15 protein-coding genes and 1 pseudogene are annotated in these 20,398 nt (G+C 60.8%); 4 read left to right on the top strand and 12 right to left on the bottom strand.

Annotated features, from left to right (window positions below; translation table 11 throughout):
* Window positions 1–124: 124 nt before the first annotated feature.
* The 5 genes and pseudogenes from KVG95_RS24095 to KVG95_RS24075 form a co-directional block, all read right to left on the bottom strand.
* Window positions 125–1,111: a lysylphosphatidylglycerol synthase domain-containing protein gene (locus KVG95_RS24095; RefSeq protein ID WP_217858207.1), complete on the bottom strand. Its 987-nt coding sequence runs from the start codon at window positions 1,109–1,111 to the stop codon at window positions 125–127.
* Complete coding sequence (gene clsB / locus KVG95_RS24090) at window positions 1,108–2,394, bottom strand: cardiolipin synthase ClsB (RefSeq protein ID WP_217858206.1); 1,287 nt, start codon at window positions 2,392–2,394, stop codon at window positions 1,108–1,110. The genes KVG95_RS24095 and clsB overlap by 4 nt, the downstream gene beginning before the upstream one ends.
* Complete coding sequence (locus KVG95_RS24085; RefSeq protein WP_123720577.1) at window positions 2,391–3,188, bottom strand: endonuclease/exonuclease/phosphatase family protein; 798 nt, start codon at window positions 3,186–3,188, stop codon at window positions 2,391–2,393. Before KVG95_RS24085 ends, clsB begins: the two co-directional genes overlap by 4 nt.
* Window positions 3,185–4,112: pseudogene (locus tag KVG95_RS24080) on the bottom strand (DUF72 domain-containing protein). The gene KVG95_RS24085 and the pseudogene KVG95_RS24080 overlap by 4 nt, the downstream one beginning before the upstream one ends.
* Before the next feature lie 211 nt (window positions 4,113–4,323).
* Window positions 4,324–5,535 carry an MFS transporter gene (locus KVG95_RS24075; protein WP_217858205.1) on the bottom strand — a complete coding sequence of 404 codons (1,212 nt, stop codon included), beginning with the start codon at window positions 5,533–5,535 and terminating at the stop codon, window positions 4,324–4,326.
* A 290-nt stretch (window positions 5,536–5,825) separates the two neighbouring features.
* Between KVG95_RS24075 and KVG95_RS24070 the strand changes: the two genes are divergently transcribed.
* Window positions 5,826–7,946 carry a mechanosensitive ion channel family protein gene (locus tag KVG95_RS24070; protein WP_217858204.1) on the top strand — a complete coding sequence of 707 codons (2,121 nt, stop codon included), beginning with the start codon at window positions 5,826–5,828 and terminating at the stop codon, window positions 7,944–7,946.
* Between the two features lie 135 nt (window positions 7,947–8,081).
* On the opposite strand, the gene KVG95_RS24065 is transcribed toward KVG95_RS24070, so the two are convergent.
* Complete coding sequence (locus tag KVG95_RS24065) at window positions 8,082–12,398, bottom strand: Lhr family helicase (protein WP_217858203.1); 4,317 nt, start codon at window positions 12,396–12,398, stop codon at window positions 8,082–8,084.
* 325 nt (window positions 12,399–12,723) lie between these two features.
* Here KVG95_RS24065 and KVG95_RS24060 point away from each other — a divergent pair, with 325 nt between their 5' ends.
* Both KVG95_RS24060 and KVG95_RS24055 read left to right on the top strand, forming a co-directional pair.
* Window positions 12,724–13,608 carry a sugar nucleotide-binding protein gene (locus KVG95_RS24060; protein WP_217858202.1) on the top strand — a complete coding sequence of 295 codons (885 nt, stop codon included), beginning with the start codon at window positions 12,724–12,726 and terminating at the stop codon, window positions 13,606–13,608.
* A complete protein-coding gene (locus tag KVG95_RS24055; protein WP_217858201.1) occupies window positions 13,601–14,530 on the top strand; it encodes an NAD-dependent epimerase/dehydratase family protein in 930 nt (309 codons plus the stop codon). The genes KVG95_RS24060 and KVG95_RS24055 overlap by 8 nt, the downstream gene beginning before the upstream one ends.
* Window positions 14,531–14,630: 100 nt before the next feature.
* On the opposite strand, the gene KVG95_RS24050 is transcribed toward KVG95_RS24055, so the two are convergent.
* The 5 genes from KVG95_RS24050 to KVG95_RS24030 all read right to left on the bottom strand — a co-directional run bounded on the left by KVG95_RS24050 (window position 14,631) and on the right by KVG95_RS24030 (window position 18,812).
* Window positions 14,631–15,329, bottom strand: coding sequence for an OmpW/AlkL family protein (locus tag KVG95_RS24050; protein WP_217858200.1), 699 nt, complete (start codon window positions 15,327–15,329; stop codon window positions 14,631–14,633).
* A gap of 247 nt (window positions 15,330–15,576) precedes the next feature.
* Window positions 15,577–16,095, bottom strand: coding sequence for a DUF3299 domain-containing protein (locus KVG95_RS24045; protein WP_217858227.1), 519 nt, complete (start codon window positions 16,093–16,095; stop codon window positions 15,577–15,579).
* Window positions 16,096–16,106: 11 nt separating this feature from the next.
* Window positions 16,107–17,372: an ABC transporter permease gene (locus tag KVG95_RS24040; RefSeq protein WP_052967068.1), complete on the bottom strand. Its 1,266-nt coding sequence runs from the start codon at window positions 17,370–17,372 to the stop codon at window positions 16,107–16,109.
* 1 nt (window position 17,373) lies between these two features.
* On the bottom strand, window positions 17,374–18,084 hold the full coding sequence (locus tag KVG95_RS24035; RefSeq protein WP_052967069.1) for an ABC transporter ATP-binding protein: 711 nt from the start codon (window positions 18,082–18,084) through the stop codon (window positions 17,374–17,376).
* Window positions 18,085–18,218: 134 nt separating this feature from the next.
* Entirely contained in the window at window positions 18,219–18,812 is a 594-nt protein-coding gene (locus KVG95_RS24030) for a DUF2796 domain-containing protein (RefSeq protein WP_217858199.1), read from the bottom strand.
* 135 nt (window positions 18,813–18,947) lie between these two features.
* On the opposite strand from KVG95_RS24030, the gene KVG95_RS24025 reads away from it, so the two are divergent.
* The gene (locus tag KVG95_RS24025) at window positions 18,948–19,295 is read left to right on the top strand and encodes a hypothetical protein (RefSeq protein WP_217858198.1); all 348 of its coding nucleotides are present in this window, start codon (window positions 18,948–18,950) and stop codon (window positions 19,293–19,295) included.
* A 119-nt stretch (window positions 19,296–19,414) separates the two neighbouring features.
* Here the strand turns inward: KVG95_RS24025 and trxA are convergent, their stop codons facing one another.
* Complete coding sequence (gene trxA, locus KVG95_RS24020) at window positions 19,415–20,287, bottom strand: thioredoxin (protein ID WP_038981342.1); 873 nt, start codon at window positions 20,285–20,287, stop codon at window positions 19,415–19,417.
* Window positions 20,288–20,398: the final 111 nt, after the last annotated feature.

Here is a 20,398-nt window from a genome sequence, read left to right as displayed (position 1 = left end):
GCAGTGTTCTTGCGATCATTCGCGAGCAAGCCCGCTCCCACATTTGATCCGCACTGCCTGTCTAAGCGCTATCAATGTGGGAGCGGGCTTGCTCGCGAAAGCGGCATCCGTTTCAACCAATCTCTCAAGAAGGTTTCTTCTGGATCCGCAACGACTTCGCCTTGGCTTCCACCACCAGGTACATCACCACGGTAATCAGCAGCGGCAGGAGGAAATAGATCGCCCGATAAGCGAGCAACCCCGCCACCAGGCTTCCTCGTGAGGCCTCGTGTTGCAGCAACGCCACGAACACCGCCTCCAGCACGCCGAGCCCGGCCGGAATGTGGGTAATAACTCCGGCAAAGGCGCTGATCAGCAACACGCCAAGCACCAGCGGATAGTCCAGCTTGCTCGGCAGCAGGGTGAAGATTACCGCCGCCATCAGCGACCAGTTGAGCGCGCCGAGGGCCAGTTGCAGGACCGCCATGTGCAGCGACGGCAGATTGATTTCCACGCCGCGAATTGACCATTGCCGTCGCCTGGAAAATCGACAGGCTGCCAGATAACCCGCGCTTATCAGCAGTAATAACACGCCCACGCCTTGCAGGGCGCCGCTGCTCAATTTCCAGCCTGGGGGCATTCGCACCAGTCCGCTGCTGAACACTGTGCCGGCAATCACCATGTAGCCGAACCAATTGGTCGCCAGGCTCAGCCCGAGGATTTTCGCGATGTTGCTTTTGCTCACGCCGAGCCGCGAATACAACCGATAGCGCATGGCGACCCCGCCGACCCAGGCGCTCAGGTTAAGGTTGAAGGCATAGCTGATGATGCCCACTGGCAGGATCTGCCGCCAGGTCAGGTCCTGTCGAATATAGGTGCGACCGATCAGGTCGAAACAGGCGTACACCAGAAAACTCAGCAGCGTCAGCCCGGACGCGATGATCAGTGTGCGCACTTTAAAGTCGGCCAACGTATCGAACACTTCGCCCCACTCGATGCGTTGGGCAAGCATCGTGAACAGCACAATCAACGCCAGAAAAAACAGCATCGTCAGCGGCTTTTTCCAGCGGTGCCAGTGGGATTTTCGCGGCGTGTCGGAGTGAGGCGCAGGCTGCGCTTCAGAATGCCTCATGCCTTATCGCTCCCGGTCGGATGGATGAAGGGTTTCAGGCGCGGTTTATGCGCCGGCAGCCAACCGGCCCAGGCCGGGAAATGCCGCAGGACGTGAAACACCAGAAAACCGATAGTCATGTGCCAGATCCGCCCGCGAGGCGCCTTGTCCGTCGACATGACCTTGCAGTGGTTGCTGCTCAATTCGTCGAGACGCTCGAACAGGTCACGGTTGAAGGCGCGGTCGCGGATCAACACGTTGGCCTCCAGGTTCAGGGACAGGCTCAGCGGGTCGAGGTTACTTGAACCGACGGTGCTCCAGTCCTCGTCGACCAAGGCGACTTTGCCATGCAGGGGACGGTCGCAATATTCGTAAATCGCTACCCCGGCCCGCAGTAGATAATCGTAGGTCATGCGCGCGGCGAGCCTGGCCACGCGCAAATCCGGCTGGCCCTGAAGAATCAGGCGCACCTCGACCCCTCGCCTCGCCGCGTTGCGGATCTCCCGCAGCAGCCGATAGCCTGGAAAGAAGTAGGCGTTGGCGATGATCACGCGATGCCGGGCGCCGCGCAGTACTCGCAAGTACACCTCTTCGATATCGCCCTGGTGTTCGGCATTGTCGCGATACACCAGCCGTACCTGACCATCATGATCGCTGACCGCCAGTTCCGCGCGCCTCTGTCTGCGGCGTTGCCACCAGTATTTGGCCCGGGCCGGGCGACCGCTTTGCAGCAAGGCGAAATGATGAATATCGGCCACCGCCGGGCCTTGCACTTCAACCGAATAATCCTGTTTGGCTTCAGGGCCGAAGTCGGCCAAATGGTCGGCGGAAAAGTTGATTCCGCCGAGGAACGCAATCGTGCCGTCGACCACCACAATCTTGCGGTGCAGGCGGCGGAACCAGTTGGTGCGGATGCCAAAGTGACGCGGGGCGGGGTCAAATATTTGCAGGCGCACACCTGCATTGCTCAGGGCCGCGAGGAACTCCGTACTCAATTCGCCACAACCAAAACCGTCGAGGCTGACGGTGATGCGCACGCCGCGTTGAGCCGCTTCAATCAGGATTTTTTGCAGCTCATTACCGACCTTGTCCTCGAACACAATGAAGGTTTCCAGCAGGATTTCACTCTGGGCCTGACGCAGCACTTCAAATACCCGTGGAAAGTATTCCTCACCGTTCTCCAGCAATTGGACCCGGTTGTTACGGTGCCAACCGTATTCGATATTAACGACCGCCGGCTCACGCACGGGCGGAGGTGCGGAGACGTGTTCGATCGTGGTTTTTTCCATCAATGGGCCGGTCATAGCTCGATCTCCACCGATAGCGGTGCATGGTCGGAAAGGTGTGACCAGGGGCGTGCCGCCAGTACTTGCGGATGGCTGGCCTTGAGGTTGCGCACGTAGATGCGGTCCAGGCGCAACGCCGGCAAACGCGCCGGGAAACTACGCGCCGGTTTGCCATGCAGCTCGGCAAAGACTTCACGCAAGCCGCAGGGCTTGAGCAGCGCATCAGCGCGCAGGCGCCAATCATTGAAGTCGCCGGCGATCACCACCGGGGCATCCTCCGGCAACTCTTCCAAACGTTGGGTCAGCAGCTTGAGTTGTGCCGTGCGGTGACTTTCGCGAAGCCCCAGATGGACGCAAATAGCATGCACTTCCCGGCCATCGCCGGGCATCCGTAACACGCAATGCAGGATTCCACGGTTCTCATGGCCGTGGATGGAAACGTCGAGGTTGTCGTGGCGAATGATCTGGAATTTCGACAACAGCGCATTGCCGTGATCGCCCGCTGGATAGACCGCGTTGCGCCCATAGGCAAACTGCGGCCACAAGGTATCGGCAAGGAATTCGTACTGGGGCATCGCCGGCCAATTGAGGTAGCGCTGCGGGTGATATTCGTGAGTGCCATGCACTTCCTGCAAAAACACCACATCGGCGGACACACTGCGTACTGCTTCGCGCAACTCGGGCAGGATGAAGCGTCGGTTGAGCGCGGTGAAACCCTTGTGGGTGTTGACCGTCAGCACGGTGAAACGGCTCACGGCGCTGATGATGGGTTGCTGTTCATCCGTTGTGCCGACCGGTTCGGGAACGCTCATGGCAGCACTCCTTCGGCAACTGGCTCACCGGGGACGGTGGCAAGGTCCTTGTCGAGATGGAAACGCTCAAGCAGGCGGCGGGCATCGAAGGGCGCCCGGACTTTGATGTCGTTATCGAAATAGCAGAACACTTCCCGGGATCTGCGTGTCTTGGGTTTTTGCCGGGGCGCGATCAATTGCGGATCTGCCGGTTGCTGTCCGTGATACCAGGCATCGATCCGGTCGCCCCAGCGTTTCAGCGCTTGTGGGGTGTAACCGCTGGCGTAGAGTTCTTCGGCACCGTGCAGGCGCAGATAGACGAAATCGCTGGTGAGGTCTTCGCGATACGGCCATTTGCCGGCGGTATCAGCGATGACCAGCGCGGTGTTGTAGCGTTTGAGCAGCCGGACGAAGGCGGGATCGACAAAGCTTTCGTGGCGAATTTCCACGGCATGGCGCAGCGGTTTCTTGCCGTAGGCCTTCATGCTGGCGTGACCGTTCAAACGCGGCTCATGCTGGCGGGCGAGGGCGGCGGCTTGTTCCGTGTCGTGGGGTAATTGTTCGAGAAAGCTTTCGAACAATTCCGGGTCGAATTTGAAGTTGGGTGGAAACTGCCAGAGGATCGGGCCGAGTTTTTCCTTGAGTTCCAGCACCCCCGGAGGCAAAGAAATTCGCCAGCGGCTTATGAATGTCTCGCAAGCGCTTGATATGGGTGATGAAACGCGGCGCCTTGACGCTGAACACAAAGCCCGCCGGGGTTTCGTCGTACCACTGGGCATAACGCTCGGGCCGTTGCAGGGCGTAAAACGATCCATTGATTTCGATGCTGTTCACTGCCCGTGAAGCGAATTGCAATTCGCGCTTCTGGGTCAGCCCCTTCGGGTAGAACTCCCCCCGCCAAGGCGTGTAGCGCCAGCCTGAAATACCAATATGAATCGCCGCCATGTCGCCTCCCGTCTATGTAGCCCTCGGACAGCCTCTGTCTTTTGATGACTGCCGGGGGGGCGAGAAAGTTTCGACGGGGCTACGGACGGTAAAACTCAAAAACACCATAAATCAAATGTGGGAGCGGGCTTGCTCGCGAAAGCGGCGGCACATCCAGTATTGATGTCACTGACACACCGCTTTCGCGAGCAAGCCCGCTCCCATAGGTTGATCAATGCCCGACGACGATCCGGGCCGAGCCTTCAGCCGATTCGGCATACACAGGGCCCAACCGGTCAAGACGCCCACTCCAGGCGGTCAGTGCCAGTGCGACCAAGACCACCAGGCCGCCGATCCACGCGGTATGAATCAGACCCATGTGCGCCACGATCAAACCACCGCCCCACGCCCCACCGGCAATGCCGAGGTTGAACGCCGCAATGTTCAGGCCCGACGCCACGTCCACCGCATTCGGGGTGTGATGTTCGGCCTGACGCACCACATACACCTGCAGGCCTGGCACGTTGCCGAAAGCGACGGCGCCCCAAACCAGCACGGTGGCCAGGGCCAGCCATGGATTGCCAGCCGTGAAAGTCAGCACGAACAACACGGCGGCGAGCAGGGCGAAGATGATTTTCAGAGCGCTGATCGGGCCGTGCTTGTCCGCCAGTTTGCCGCCCCAGATGTTGCCCACGGCCACAGAGATGCCATACACCAGCAATACCAGGCTGACAGTGCTGGCGCTGAAGCCGGAAATATCCTGAAGAATCGGCGCCAGAAAGGTGAAGGCAATGAACGAGCCGCCGTAACCGACCGCCGTCATGGCATACACCAACAGCAGGCGCGGCTGCTTGAGCACCTGCAATTGCTGCAACAACGAAGCCGGTTTGCTGTGGGCAATGTTTTTCGGCACGTAGAGCAGGCTGCCGATGAAGGCGATCACACCCAATGCAGACACGGCGAGGAAGGTTTCACGCCAGCCGAAATGCTGACCGATAAACGTCCCCAACGGTACGCCAGTGACCAGCGCCACGGTCAGGCCGGTGAACATGATGGCAATCGCGCTGGCGGCTTTCTCCTTCGGCACCAGGCTGGTGGCGATGATCGAGCCAATCGAGAAAAACACCCCGTGGGCCAGGCCCGTGACGATCCGCGCAATGATCAGCGACTCGTAGCTCGGCGCTTTCCAGGCCAGCAAGTTGCCGAGGGTGAACAGCACCATCAACGACAACAGCAGCAATTTGCGTGGGACTTTACCGGTGAGGGCGGTCAGCACCGGCGCGCCGATGGCCACGCCGAGTGCATACAGGCTGACCAGCAGACCAGCGGACGGCAGGCTGACACCAAGGTCGGTGCCGATGGTAGGTAACAAGCCAACGATGACGAACTCCGTCGTCCCGATGGCGAAAGCGCTGAGGGTCAGCGCGAGCAAGGCAATGGGCATGGCTGCAACTCCGGGCGGATTGATTGATGGAGCGCAGTGTCGGGGTTTGGGTCGTGCAGAAAAATACAGGGATGGGCATTTGATATTTGCGCGGAGGTCAAATATCGAGTGGCGAATGAAATATCTGAGAGAAATCGGTTCGCAGGTTTTGGGGGCGCTTCGCACCCCAGCGGGGGCAAGCTCTCTCTCCACAGTGAACCGCATCGGCGGGCTATCTTGCGGCCAAAACCGAACTTGGCCGCCATTTGCCAATCAGTTCCTTACAGACCCTTGTGAAGGAGCTCCGCGTTTTGTTCAAGTTCAAGACCGCGATACTACTGGGGGCGTTGCTGTTTGTGGGCAGCAACGAACTGGAAGCCGCCGCGTTGCCAGGCGTTCCCACTGCAGCTGAAGAGCCCGCCAAGGCTGAGCCGCTGGTCCAGGGAGGCCTGCTCGGGGCCATCAGCTCCAGCATCGACGACGTTCAGGACAAACTCGATCTCAACCAAAATCTGGTGGATGCCTGGCGTCTGCGCGCTGATCGGGCGGCGGATGAAGTGGACAAACTGGTGAATCAGCCCTCGTCCCGTTCTTCCTGGGGCGTAGCCGCTGACTTCCTGTTGTTGTCCGGTGTGTGGCTCGGCACGTTTGCCTTGCTCACGGTGCTCGGCGGCATTCTGGCCAGGCATTTGAACCTGGGCCGTTGGTTGCGAACGCGCGAGCGCAGCCAGGACCTGCTCAAGTATTTGATGCCTTTCACCTTGCCCGCCGTGATCTGTCTGCCGCTGACCCTCTACGTCAGCCATTTCCTGCAGGCTTCGGTCGGTCGCGCCCTCGCGCTGTGTTTCGCCTACGCCACCAGCAGCGGCATTTTCTCGACCTCGATGCTGCTCTGCGTGATCGTCATGTTCAATACCGGTCATAAGCGCCCGGCGGTGCAGATCATCCGTGACTACTGCCCCAGACCGCTGTTCATGATTGGCTTCCTCGCTGCGCTGAGCGATGCCTTGACCAGCCCGCAGATCGCCCGGCAATTGGGCGGCAACATCACCAGCAGCATCGCGGTCTTCACTGGGCTGTTCGCGTCGATCATCTTCGGTTTGCTGGTGATTCACCTGCGTCGTCCGGTGGCGCATCTGATCCGTAACCGCCCATTGACTCAGCGCCTCAAACAGCCCTCATTGCAAGAGTCCCTGCGAATCTTTTCCGGGCTCTGGTACTGGCCGATCCTGCTGATGGTGCTGGTCTCGGCGATCAACCTGATCGGCGTCGGCGAGGACAATCAAAAGGCCCTGCGCTGTGCGTTATTCACCACCGTGTTGCTGATCGCGATGGTGTTTCTCAGCACGATTTTCCAGCACTTGTTCAAGACTCGCCGGGCCGAAGCGATCCAGCGCAGCAGTGCTTACAAGGAGCGTTTTCTCAGCTTGCTTCATGCCTTGCTGCGCATCGTCATGGCCGTGGCGTTCATCGAAATCCTCGGGCGAATCTGGGGCGTGTCGCTGTTCGAGTTTGCTGAACGCAACTCCGTGGGCCGAGCGATCAGTAATTCGTTAAGCAGTATCGGCATGATCTTTCTGGTGACGTGGTTGCTCTGGGTGGTGCTCGACACCGCGATTCAGGAAGCCTTGAAACCGCCGGTCAGCAAGCGCTCGGCGCGTCAGCCGAGCACGCGGGTGAAAACCATCCTGCCGCTGCTGCGCAATGCGATCAAAATCATCTTGGTGGTGATTTGCGCGATCACCACCATGGCCAACCTGGGGATCAACGTCGCGCCGCTGCTAGCCGGTGCCGGGGTGGTCGGTCTGGCGATTGGTTTCGGTTCCCAGCAACTGGTGCAGGACGTAATCACCGGGTTGTTCATCATCATTGAGGACACCTTGTCGATCGGCGATTGGGTGGTGCTCGATTCCGGCCACGCCGGCACTGTCGAAGGCCTGACCATTCGCACCCTGCGTCTGCGCGACGGCAAGGGCTTTGTGCACTCGGTGCCGTTCGGCCAGATCAAGGCCGTGACCAATCAATCGCGGCAGTTTGCATTTGCATTTTTCTCGGTGCAGTTCACTTACGACACCGATGTCGACAAGGCCATAGAACTGATCCGCGAGGCCGGGGATTCGATTCGTGACGATGCGTTTCTCAAGTACAACCTGCAAGGGCCGCTGGATGTGTTCGGTGTCGACAAAATGGACCTTAACGGCGTGGTGTTGACGGCGCAGTTTCGTACCGTGTCGGGTGGGCAATATGCGGTGAGCCGGGCGTTCAATCAGCGTTTGAAAAAGCTTGTGGATAACAGCCCATGGGTGCATTTCGCGCAGACTTATCCACAGCAGGTTTTGATCCCCAAAAGGCATGTGGATGAGCCAGAAGATGATGGGCCGACGCTGGAGGAATCGCCGGTGTTGTTGCCGGATCAACCGCGAACCCAATGATCTTGTTGGTTGTGATGGCCTCTTCGCGAGCAAGCCCGCTCCCACATTTGATCTGTGTCGGAGCGCGGTTTTGTGATCGACACAACATCCCCCGTGGGAGCGGGCTTGCTCGCGAAGGCGCCAGGCCAGACAACATCAATGCCGGATCAGTTTGTTACGCACCTCGCCACTGGCCTGCTGATCCAGCTCCAGCCAGAACTGCTGCTTGCCAGCGATCTCGGCAGCGGCCGGTATGCCGTCGCGGTACACCAGTCGATTGCTCGCCAGCGCCGGTACTTTCGCGCCTGGCAACAAGGTGCCGGCAAGGTTCAGCGGATCCACCCCACACACCGCGATCAGACTTCCGTCGTGCGGTCGCCGCCGGACTTCGCGCAGCAACGGAATCGCCTCAGGGAGCGCAAATTGCTCCCCCGCCAGACCACTGACAAACCGCCCGCCACGAATCTCGCCCCGGGCCTCGAGCCGATGGAATGTGCGCAGCAATTCCCGCCAACTCGGCAACCAATCCGCCTCACGCTCCAGCAAGCGCCAGAACACCACGCCATAACGGCGCAGCAAGGTCATGGCAATGTGTTCCAGGGTTTCGCTGGGCGTAGGCGCTGGTCGTTGCTTATCCACAACCGGGGCGGCAGCACCGCGGCGCAGCAAGGCCCAGCGTCCGGCATCGTCCATGCCGCCGACAAATGCTCCGCGCCCGCGTCGGTTGCTGCGATTCTGGCGTTTGCTGGCCGGGGTAATCAGCGCCCGCAGGCCGGCGAAGCTGTCGGCGTTTACCAGTCCGGCACCCACCAGTTCCTGCAAGGCGATTTCCAGTTCCGAGCGCAGCAGATGGGCTTCGTGAATCAGCTCATCGAAAAACAGTGCGCCATGCTGGCTGAGCGCTTCATGGACTTTCTGTGTTTTGGGCGACAGTTCGCTGACCGGCGTCTGCTCGGTCAAGCCGCTCCACAATCCGACCTGACTACGCGGCAGCAACAGAATCGGCGTGCTGCGCAATGCCGTGCTGGCGCTCTTGTTGCGCGTGGTCAGTCGGGTCCAGATCAGTTTGCCGCTGCGGCATAACTCATCCAGCCAGCTCGCCGAGTAGTCTTTGATACGCGCCGGCAGAATGTCGCTGTCCCACGCCGAAGCAGCGGCGGGGTAGCCTTCGAACTGGCTGATGATCGCCGGCAACACCGTGCGGCCCTGGGCTTGGCTCGCGCTGGAAAGATGCTGCCAGTCGAACAGAAAACGCATGAAGTCCTGCAACGCAACCGGCTCGATTTCCCGTCGCAGTCGTTTGACCGTGTAGCGATGAATCCGCGCCAGCAGATGCCGCTCACACCACTCGTCATCAGGGGCGCCAGGGGTGAATTGCCCGCGCAGTACATAGCCTTCGCGCTCCAGTTGCGCCAGGGCCTGAGTGACTTGAATCGCCGGTAGACCGAGAGGTTCAGCAATCGCCTTCAGCGGCAACGGACCAAACGCGCTGAGCCGTGCGCGGATCACTTCCAGCACCGCTTCGTCCGGCTCCCAGGTTTCATCGAAACCGGGCAACGCCTCCAGCGGTGGAACCAATGTGGCTTGTGGATAAATCGCCCGCAGGCAAGTCAGTCGCTCCAGCGCGAACCATAGCGATTGTTCGGTATTGATTTGCAAACGGCTGGCGCGGCCACTGTCGGCCAAGGTGTTCAGCCACTCGAGCCAATTCGGATTGGCCAGGGCCTCGGTATCGGAGATGCACGCCAGGCTCATCAGCGCTTCATGCATTTCATCAATGCCGGTTGGCGTTGGCCAGGCCTCTTCACGCACCGCAGTAATTGCCTCGGCGTCCAGCGCACCGAGATCGTCGGTGGATTGCGGATCGCTCCAGCGGCGGTTGAGCACTGCCTGAGTGCGGCGCTCTTCCAGCGGCGCATCGTCGAGAAAGGTGTAGGGGCGAGCGCTGAGAATCTCCGCCGCCAGTGGCGAGGGCGCCGGCAAATCGCGGCTGACCAGGCGGATGTCGCCCTGTTCCATGCGCCGCAATAATGCCAGCCAGCCTTCGCTGTCCATGGCTTCGTGCAGGCAATCATCGAGGGTTTGTTCCACCAGCGGATGATCAGGAATCTCGCGCTCGCCAGCGAGGTTTTCCACACAGGCGATCTGATCGGGAAACACGCTGGCGATCAGGTCTTCGCTTTTCATCCGCTGGATCTGCGGCGGTACTTTGCGTCCACCGCTGTAGCGCGGCAGCGCCAGGGCGACCCCGGCGTTCCAGCGCCAGCGCACACCGAACAGCGGCGCCTCAAGCACCGCTTGAATCAAGGTATGTTCGGCACTGTTGCTGTGCAGATAACGCCAGACATCCTCCAGCTCGAAGCTATGACCGGTGGACAGCGACAGCACGATGGCGTCCTCGCTGGCGGCGGCTTGCAATTCGAAGTTGAAGGTGCGGCAGAAACGCTTGCGCAGGGCCAGGCCCCAGGCGCGGTTGATGCGGCTGCCGAACGGCGAATGGATGATCAGTTGCGTACCGCCGGACTCGTCGAAAAACCGCTCCATCAGCAGCGTGTCTTGCGACGGTAAGGCGCCGAGGGTCTGGCGTGCCCGGGCCAGGTAATCGACCAATTGCTCGGCGCTGGCGAGGTTCAGGCCGAGGGTGTCGGTCAGCCAGTCGACGGCCGGTTGCAAGTTGCCGGGTGTGGCGCCGAGCCGCTCATCGAGTTGCGCTTGCAGGCGTGCCACGGCGAACGACAGTTCATCACTGCGCCCGGGTGCTTCACCGAGCCAGAACGGAATGGTCGGCGGTTGCCCCTGAGCGTCTTCGACCCGGACCTTGCCGGTTTCGACCCGCAGGATTCGATACGACGTATTGCCCAGCTGAAAGATATCCCCGGCGATGCTTTCCACCGCGAAGTCTTCGTTGACGCTGCCGATGTTCAGCCCTTGAGGCTCCAGCAACACGCTGTAGTCGGCGTTGTCCGGAATCGTCCCGCCACTGGTCACGGCGGTCAGCTTGGCGCCCCGGCGGCCGCGCAGGGTGCGGCTCACGGCGTCCCGGTGCAGGTAAGCGCTACGAATACCCAGACGCCCGTTGTACCCCTCGGCGAGCATTTGCAGCAGTGCCTGATAGTGTTTTTCGTCGAGCGAGGCGTAAGGCGAGGCGTTGCGCAGCATGTCCAGCAGCGCCTGTTCCTGCCATTCCTGGCAGCTGACCTCAGCGATGATCTGCTGGGCCAGCACGTCCAGCGGCGCTTCGGGGATCTGCAACGTGTCGAGTTCACCACGGCGGACGCAATCGAGCAGGGCGGCGCATTCGATCAGGTCGTCGCGGGTGGTGGCAAACAACCGGCCCTTGGGCGTGCCGCCGACCTGGTGCCCGGAGCGGCCGACTCGTTGCAGAAACCCGGCAATCGAGCGTGGCGAAGCGATCTGGCACACCAGGTCGACATCGCCGATATCAATCCCCAATTCCAGCGAAGCAGTGGCGATCAGCACTTGCAGCTCGCCGCGCTTGAGGCGTTGCTCGGCGTCCAGGCGAAACTCTTTGGCCAGGCTGCCATGGTGGGCCGCCACCGCGTCCTTGCCGAGGCGCTCGCTCAAGTGTCGACTCAGGCGTTCGGCCAGACGCCGGGTGTTGACGAAAATCAGCGTGGTCCGGTGTTCACGGGCGAGGGCGGCGAGTCGGTCATAGACCAGTTCCCAGACGTCATTGGCCATCACCGCCGACAAGGGCACGGGCGGCACCTCTATATCGAGGTCCCGTGGGCGGGCGTGGCCGATGTCGATGATGTCGCAGTCGCGATCACGGCCGACCAAAAAGCGCGAAACCGCTTCGATGGGTTTCTGCGTGGCGGACAAGCCGATACGCACCAGCGGTTGCGAGCAGAGTGCTTGCAGACGTTCCAGGCTCAGGGCCAGATGACTGCCACGTTTGCTGGCGGCAATGGCGTGGATTTCGTCAACGATCACCGTGTGGGTGGTGCCGAGCATTTGCCGGCCGGAGTCGGAGCCGAGCAGCACGTAAAGAGATTCCGGGGTGGTCACCAGAATGTGCGGCGCGGTTTTGCGCATGGCCGAGCGCTCTTTTTGCGGCGTATCGCCGGTGCGCACGGCGGTGCTGATCGGTACGTCGGGCAGGCCCATCACCCGCAACTGTTCGGTAATGCCGGCCAGCGGGTTTTGCAGGTTGATCCGGATGTCGTTGGACAGCGCCTTGAGCGGCGAAACGTAGACCACCAGGGTTTCGTCCGGCAGGCCGTCCGGACTCTCCAGGCCACGATGGACCAGATCGTCGAGCACGGCCAGAAACGCGGTGAGGGTCTTGCCGGAACCGGTGGGCGCAGCGATCAGGGTCGAGCGGCGCTGGCGGATCAACGGCCACGCCCGGGCTTGGGCGGCGGTGGCCGTCGCGAAGGTGTTGCTGAACCAGGCGCTGACGGCGGGGTGAAAGCCTGCCAGAGCAGCGTCCGTGGGGATGGGCAGATTCATGGGGTAATTTATGCGGGTGGGGGCGGGAAGTTGCAAGTACCGCTCAAGTCCTCTGTCGGCTTTAGGGCCCCTTCGCGAGCAAGCCCGCTCCCACAGTTGAACAGTGTCGGTCACAAAATGTGAGTACACAGGAGATCCAATGTGGGAGCGGGCTTGCTCGCGAAGGGGCCAGCAGGGTCAACCCAATCCGACGGAACTACACTTTACGGATGACGGTTGCGCACTAAACCCGCAAAATGCAACGATTCCGGCAACTATTGACGAAATCGCCTGCGGGCGCTGTCGATAAAGCCATCGTTCCAATCAGACTGGGCCTGCTGACTCTATGCGAATGCGCCTTATGTTACTGGGCGGCGGAAATGCCCTTGGGCAGGCGCTGATTCGCCTCGGTGCGGAGGAAGACATCGGTTTCCTCGCCCCCCGCCCACCGCAAGACGGCTGGGACGCCGCGAGCCTGACGCAACTGCTCGACGATACCCGTCCGGATGCGTTGATCAATCTCGCCTACTATTTTGACTGGTTCCAGGCGGAGACCGTCAGCGAACAGCGTCTGGCCGGGCAGGAGCGAGCCGTCGAACGGCTGGCCGAGCTGTGCCAGCATCACAACATTGTGCTGCTGCAACCGTCGAGTTATCGCGTGTTCGATGGCTCCCGGGCGACCGCCTACAGCGAAAAAGACGAACCGGTACCGCTGGGCCTGCGCGGCCAGGCCTTGTGGCGAATCGAGCAAAGCGTGCGCGCCACTTGTCCGCAGCACGTACTGCTGCGTTTCGGCTGGCTGCTCGATGACAGCCCCGACGGCACCCTCGGGCGATTCCTGAGCCGGGCCGAGAAAGCTGAAGAACTGTTGATGGCCGATGATCGTCGCGGTAATCCGACGCCGGTGGACGATGCCGCCCGGGTGATCATTTCGGTGCTCAAGCAACTCGATTGCTCCGCGCCGCTGTGGGGCACTTACCACTACGCCGGGCATGAGGCGACCACGCCGCTTGCACTGGGGCAGGCGATTCTCACCGAAGCACGCGCCCTGCATCCGCTGGCCATTGAGGCACCGACCGCCCAGGCTCACGCCGCACGGCCCGACGCCGCTGAAGAACCGCAACACGCGGTGCTGGCCTGCAAGAAAATTCTGCACACTTTCGGGATCAAGCCCCGCGCCTGGCGCGCGGCACTCCCGGGCTTACTGGATAGGTTTTATCGCCATGGCTGACGGCCCTGTTTTAATCACCGGCGGCGCCGGTTTCATCGGTTCGCACCTGACCGACGCCTTGCTCGCCAAGGGTCACTCGGTGCGCATTCTCGATGACCTCTCCACCGGCAAACGCAGCAACCTGCCGCTGGACAATCCCCTCATCGAACTGATCGTGGGCGACGTCGCCGATGCCGCACTGGTGGCGCAGGCGATGGTTGGTTGCAGCGCTGTGGCGCACCTGGCTGCGGTGGCCTCGGTGCAGGCTTCGGTGGATGACCCGGTGAAGACCCATCAGAGCAATTTCATCGGCTCGCTGAATGTCTGTGAAGCCATGCGTCAGACCGGCGTCAAACGAGTGCTGTACGCGTCCAGCGCAGCGGTCTATGGCAACAATGGCGAAGGCGAGTCGATCGACGAAGACACGCCCAAGGCACCGTTAACGCCATACGCGGCAGACAAGTTGGCGAGCGAGCATTACTTCGATTTCTATCGTCGCCAGCATGGTCTGGAACCGGTGGTTTTCCGCTTCTTCAACATCTTCGGCCCGCGCCAGGATCCGTCCTCGCCGTATTCCGGGGTGATCAGTATTTTCAGCGAGCGCGCGCAGAAAGGCTTGCCGATCACCGTGTTCGGCGATGGCGAGCAGACTCGGGATTTTGTCTATGTCGAGGACCTGGTGGACGTGTTGGTGCAAGCCATCGAGAAGCCACAGGTCGAAGTCGGCGCGGTGAATGTCGGCTGGAATCAGGCGACGACCCTCAAGCAAATGCTTGCAGCCCTTGAAGCGGTGGTCGGCAAGCTGCCGCCCGTGAGCTACGGCCCGGCGCGCTCCGGTGACATCCGCCATTCACGCGCGAATAATCGGCGTTTACTGGAGCGGTTTACCTACCCACAGCAAACACCGATGAGTGTAGGCTTGGCGCGGTTGCTGGGACGATAGATCGTTCCCATGCTCCGCGTGGGAATGCAGCCAGGGACGCTCCGCGTCCGGTGAGGCAATGAAAAAGGCGCCTGTCGAGGCGCCTTTTTTTGCAGCGGGTTTAGAACTTGTAACCCAAACCCACCATGTAAATGAACGGGTCCACATCAACGTCGACCTTGGCCCGGGTGCCCGGTGCGACGGCGTTGTTTTCCACGGTCGCGGTGGTGTCGATGTCGATGTAACGTACTTGAGCGTTGATCATTACATTGTCGGTCAGCATGTAGTCGGCACCGACCTGCCAGGCCAGACCCCAGGAGTTATCCGCCTTGAAGTTGCTGAAGCCATTGGCGGCGGCTTCGCTGCCGACGTGCTCGTCGTAGATCCAGGTGTAATTGATACCGCCGCCGATGTACGGCTGGAACGCGGACTTGGCGTCCAGCGGGTAGTAGACCAGGCTCAGGGTTGGCGGCAGGTGTTTCAGGGTGCCGAGTTTGCCGTTGGCGGCGCCGAGGGCGGTGCCTTTGAGCTTCACGTCATGCTCGAACGGCGAGGCCGCGAGCAATTCGATCCCCAGGTTGTTGGTGATCATGTAGGCGAAGTTCAAGCCCAGTTGCGTGTCGCTGCTCATGGTGGCCTTGCCACCCAGATCGGCGCCCTTCAACGGGCCTTGATCGACCTTGACGCTGGAGCTGTCGGCTTCCGGGTTAACGGTGATCGCACCGGCCCGAACGATGATGTCACCGGCGGTGTGAGCATGGGCGAGCGGGGCTGCGAGCGCGAGGGCGAACAGCGAAGCGCAGAGCAAGGACTTGTGCATGGGAGCTCCAAAGGACGTTAAAAGTGTTCGATGTCCAATGGTAGGGATCCAACTGATACGGTCTTTTGACTCAGCTCAATGAAACAGTGATGGCCCTGTTTTTTGCGCAGCCTTCGAAGGCCCCTTCGCGAGCAAGCCCGCTCCCACAGGGATCTTCTGTGAATGCAATATTTGTGAACAACAGAGAACACTGTGGGAGCGGGCTTGCCCGCGATGGCGATTGAACAGACAACACAGAACTGCCGGATCATTCCGGCAATTCATACACATAAATCTTGTCCGCCTCCATCTGATACCCGGCATCCGCCAACTCGCTGGTGGACGCTTTCACCTGTAATGCACCTTCGATCCAGTACGGCTGATACAGCTCATCAAGCTTCACGCCGACTTCGCTTTTGACATGCACGATCTGGTTCGACGGAGGCGGCGGTACGTGGATGCAGGCGCCGAAATACGGCACCAGCAGAAACTCCGTGGTGCGGCCTTCTTCACTGACTTCCAGCGGCACGATGTACCCCGGTAAACGAATATTCTGGCCGTCGAGGCTCTTCACCACCGGCGCGTTCGGCATGTCCTGCTTGGCCGCTGGAGCCGATTCTGCGGATAACGCATCGCTCATCTTCGACAGGTCATGCAGCGGCGTCATGTTCGGCACTTCTGGCGCAGCATCCGGCGGGATCATTTCCGACCAGGTCAGGTCCTTCGGCTCGGCCGCCCACAACGGAAGGGCAACCAGCATCAATAGCGCAAGCACAGCGCGGGGCATCATTAATGTCCTCATAGTCGGATCGACAGGCCATCGGCCAAGGATTGGCGATACGCGCGCCAGGCCGGCACGCTGCCCATCAGCAGCGCGGCGATCAGGATGCCACCGAGCAGCGTCCATTCATATTCGCTCGGCCAGGCCAGTGGCAAGTAAAGGCCGTAATTCGCCTGCACGTAACCCTGAGCTGCGGCAATGCACACATACAGCAACGCCACACCGGCAATCACTCCGGACAACGCCAGGGCAAAGGCTTCCAGCACCAGCAAGGTCGCGATGTGCCACGGCCGAGCGCCGACCGAGCGCAGAATCGCCATCTCGCGGCGCCGTTCATTGAGGCTGGTGAGGATCGCCGTGAGCATGCCGATCAACCCGGTCAGCACCACGAACAGAGAGACGACGAACAAGGCTTTTTCCGCCGTGCTCATCAAACTCCACAGCTCTTGCAATGCCACGCCCGGCAGGATCGCCAGCATCGGCTCGCCACGGAATTCATTGATCTCCCGTTGCAGCGCAAACGTCGAAATCTTGCTGTTGAGGCCGAGCATGAACGCAGTGATCGCTTGTGGCGTCAGGTCCATGTTGCGCGCCTGATCGGCACTGATCCGACCATTACCGCGCGCCGGCACGCCGTTGTGCCAGTCGACGTGAATCGCCTCCATGCCGCCGAGACTGATGTGCAGCGTGCGGTCCACCGGGGTGCCGGTGCGTTTGAGAATGCCGACCACGGTGAACGGTTTGTCGTCGTGTTTGACCAGGCTGATCACCGCCACGCCATGGGCCAGCACCAGTTTGTCGCCGAGCTTGTAATGCAGCGCATCGGCCACTTCGGCGCCGAGCACCACTTCGAACGGATCGCTGGCGAAGGCGCGACCGTCGGCCAGTTCGAGGTGCTGTTGATGGCCGTACTGGTAATGCTCGAAGTACGCCTCGGTGGTGCCCATCACCCGGTATCCGCGATGAGAATCGCCGAGGGACATCGGGATCGCCCACTTCACTTTCGGGTTGTTGGCGAAATGTTCAAAGCTGTCCCAGCGGATGTTGTTGGTGGCGTTGCCGATGCGGAACACCGAATACAACAGCAGGTTCACCGAACCGGAACGCGCGCCAACGATCAGGTCGGTGCCGCTGATGGTGCTGGCGAAACTGGCCTTGGCTTCGGTGCGCACCCGCTCCACGGCCAGCAACAGGCAGACCGACAGGGCGATGGCGAATGCGGTGAGGATCGCGGTGAAGCGACGGTTAGCCAGGCTGGCCATGGCTAGACGAAACAAATACATCTCAGACCTCGGACGGGGTGGCGGCGCGATTGAGATCGGCCAGCGACAGGTGGCGATCGAACAGCGGCGCGAGACTCTGGTCATGGCTGACAAACAACAGGCTCGACCCGGCTTCGCGGCATTCGGCGAACAGCAGGCGAATGAAGTTCTCGCGGGCGTCGTAGTCCAGCGCCGAGGTCGGTTCGTCGGCGATCACCAGTTCCGGCTGACCGATCAGCGCACGCGCGGCGGCGACCCGTTGCTGCTGGCCGATGGACAGCGAATCGGCGCGGCGGCTGAGCAGGCTTTGATCGGTCAAACCCAGGTGGGCGAGCAGGGTGGCTGCCGCCTGATCGACACTGCCGTGACGCTGTTTCGCCCGTTCGGCCCGCAGCTTGGAGAAGTGACAAGGCAGCTCAACGTTCTCACGCACCGAGAGAAATGGCAGCAAGTTGAACTGCTGGAAGATGTAGCCGGTGTGATCGACGCGGAAGTGGTCGCGTGCGCCGGCAGAAAGCTCGGTCAGTTCCTGGCCGAGCAGGCGAATGCTGCCGTGATCAGGCTTTTGCACGCCACCGAGCAGGCCCAGCAGGGTGGTCTTGCCGCTGCCGCTGGGGCCTTTGAGGAACAGGGTTTCACCCGGCATGAGGCGAAACGCCGGGATGTCCAGCAGCGGCGGATGACCGGGCCAACTGAAGCCCAGGTCGGACAGTTCGATGAGTGCTTGGGTCATGTGAAACCGGTCAGGTTGGTGGTGAACCCTGTGGGAGCGGGCTTGCTCGCGAAAGCGGTATTTCAGTCACATCATTGCTATATGTGCTGCCGTCTTCGCGAGCAAGCCTGCTCCCACATTGGATTGGTGTCGGATCAGAATTTCAGGGCGGCAGCCTTGGCCGTCACTTCAACCCCTTGCTGCCCGCTCGGACTGATCAGTTGTACCTGAACTTTCTGGGTGGCCGGGAATGTGTTGAAGATATTCGCCAAATCCAGGGTCTTCAGCGCGCCCGGGGCCGAGCAGCTGAATTGGTAATGGGCATGGATCTCGCTGTGATCTTGGTGATGTTCGTGACCGTCCTTGGCGTCTTCTTCGTCATGGTCATCGGCATCCGGCTTGTCACCGAACAGCGGGCTTTCCAGTTCCTGAGTCGCGACCACGCAACCGGCGGCTTTCGGCAGGTTGAACAGCACCAACGGTTTTTCCAGCTGCGCGCGGACGACGGCGACTTTGGCCTTGTCGGCGTCGGTGGTGGCGGCGTGTTCGAAACCCACCAGGTTCATCGCCGGGCTTTCCAGTTCAAGCTCCAGAGTCTGGCCATCCAGCGCCGCGTTCAGGCGACCGACGCCATGTTCGTGGGCGCTGAGGCTGCCATGTTCATCATGATCGTGATCATGCTCGACCGCCGCATGGGCGACAGCCAGCGGCAACAAGGCAAACGGCAAAGCGAGCAGCAGACGGCGCATGGCGGGTCTCCGAAAAGTAAAATGAAAAATTTGTTATGTAATCTTATAACGAAAGCGCCGAGAGTTTGACCGTCTGCTTGGCGTTGCGCAAGACCCATGGGAGCATGCGAGTCAGGTATGTGCAGGAGCAGACTTATGTTGCGAATACGCGGAAGCATCGGCGACTGGCCGGTGGATTTGACCCTGGAACTGGATGAGGGCGACTGGGCACAGCTCGGTGCGCAGTTGCAGGCAGCAAAACCCGAGGCGAGTGTTGCGCCCGCCAAACCGGTGAATCAGGACGATGCGCTGTGGCAGATCGCCCAAGAGTTGCTGCGCAAGGCCGGGCAATTGAGCGGGCCGGATTTGCTGGAGCAACTGGAAGGGCTGACCGGCAGCGCTGCGGCGGGCAAACGCTTGTTGGTGCGCTTGCGCCACTGCGCAAACGTCAAAGTGGTGAGCGGCGGGGATACGCCGCTGTACCACTGGATCGAACCAGCGTAGGAATCGGGTTCACACGGCTGGATCGAGTAAGCCACAAAAAAGATCGCAGCCTTCGCCAGCTCCTACACGGGATTTGTATTCCCCCTGTAGGAGCTGGCGAAGGCTGCGATCTTTTGATTTTAATAAAGCGCAGCAAACAACTTGCGACGGTACGTGGTCACCAGCGGGTGATCGTTGCCCAGCAGTTCGAACACCTGCAGCAAGGTCTTGTGCGGCAAGCCTTCGCTGTAGCTGCGATTGCGGATGAACAGTTTCAGCAAGGCATCCAGCGCAGCGTCGTATTGCTGGCGGGCCAGTTGCTGGATCGCCAGTTGATAGACCGCCTCATCGTCCTGCGGATTTTTCGCCAGACGCGCTTTCAGGTCTGCCGCATCCGGCAAATCCCTGGCCTGACCGAGAAACTGGATCTGCGCCTTGGCGCCGGCCAGCGCAGCCTTGTGCTCATCAGTCTTGACCGCGTCGAGTACGATTTGCGCTTCACCCAGTTCGCCGCGCTCAGTGAGGCAGCGGGCATATAGAATCAGCGCCTTGGCGTTGGTGTTGTCTTCCGCCAGCAGCACTTTGAGCGTGGCTTCAGCGTCGGCGTAACGGCCTTCATCAAACAGCGCCTGAGCCTGTTCGAACGGGTCGGCCGCAGCGGGCGGCGGCATTTGCACGTGGGGTTCGAGCATCGTGCGCACAGCCGATTCCGGTTGTGCACCGGCAAAACCGTCCACTGGCTGACCGTCCTTGAACAGCACCACAGTCGGCAGGCTGCGAATGCCGAAGCGCGCAACAATGTCCTGCTCGATGTCGCAATTGACCTTGGCCAGCAGCAACTCGCCCTGATAGCTCTCGGCGATGGTTTGCAGCATCGGCATCAAGGCCTTGCACGGCGCACACCATTCGGCCCAGAAATCCACCAGCACCGGTTTGTGAAAAGAGTTCTCGATCACCGACTGGTCGAAATCGGCAGTCGTGGCGTCGAAAATGTACGGCGTTTCCTGACTCATGGGGGATCTCGTAAAAGCGTGAATGTGGTCACTATAAGGCTTGGCGGGGGGCTGCTGAAAGTCGTAACGTTGATCGTTCCCACGCTCTGCGTGGGAATGCCTCAATGGACG

Source organism: Pseudomonas farris, from assembly GCF_019145235.1.
Taxonomy (GTDB): domain Bacteria; phylum Pseudomonadota; class Gammaproteobacteria; order Pseudomonadales; family Pseudomonadaceae; genus Aquipseudomonas; species Aquipseudomonas farris.
Note: the sequence above shows the minus strand (reverse complement) of the source record. Positions and strands in the feature narration are given on the sequence as shown.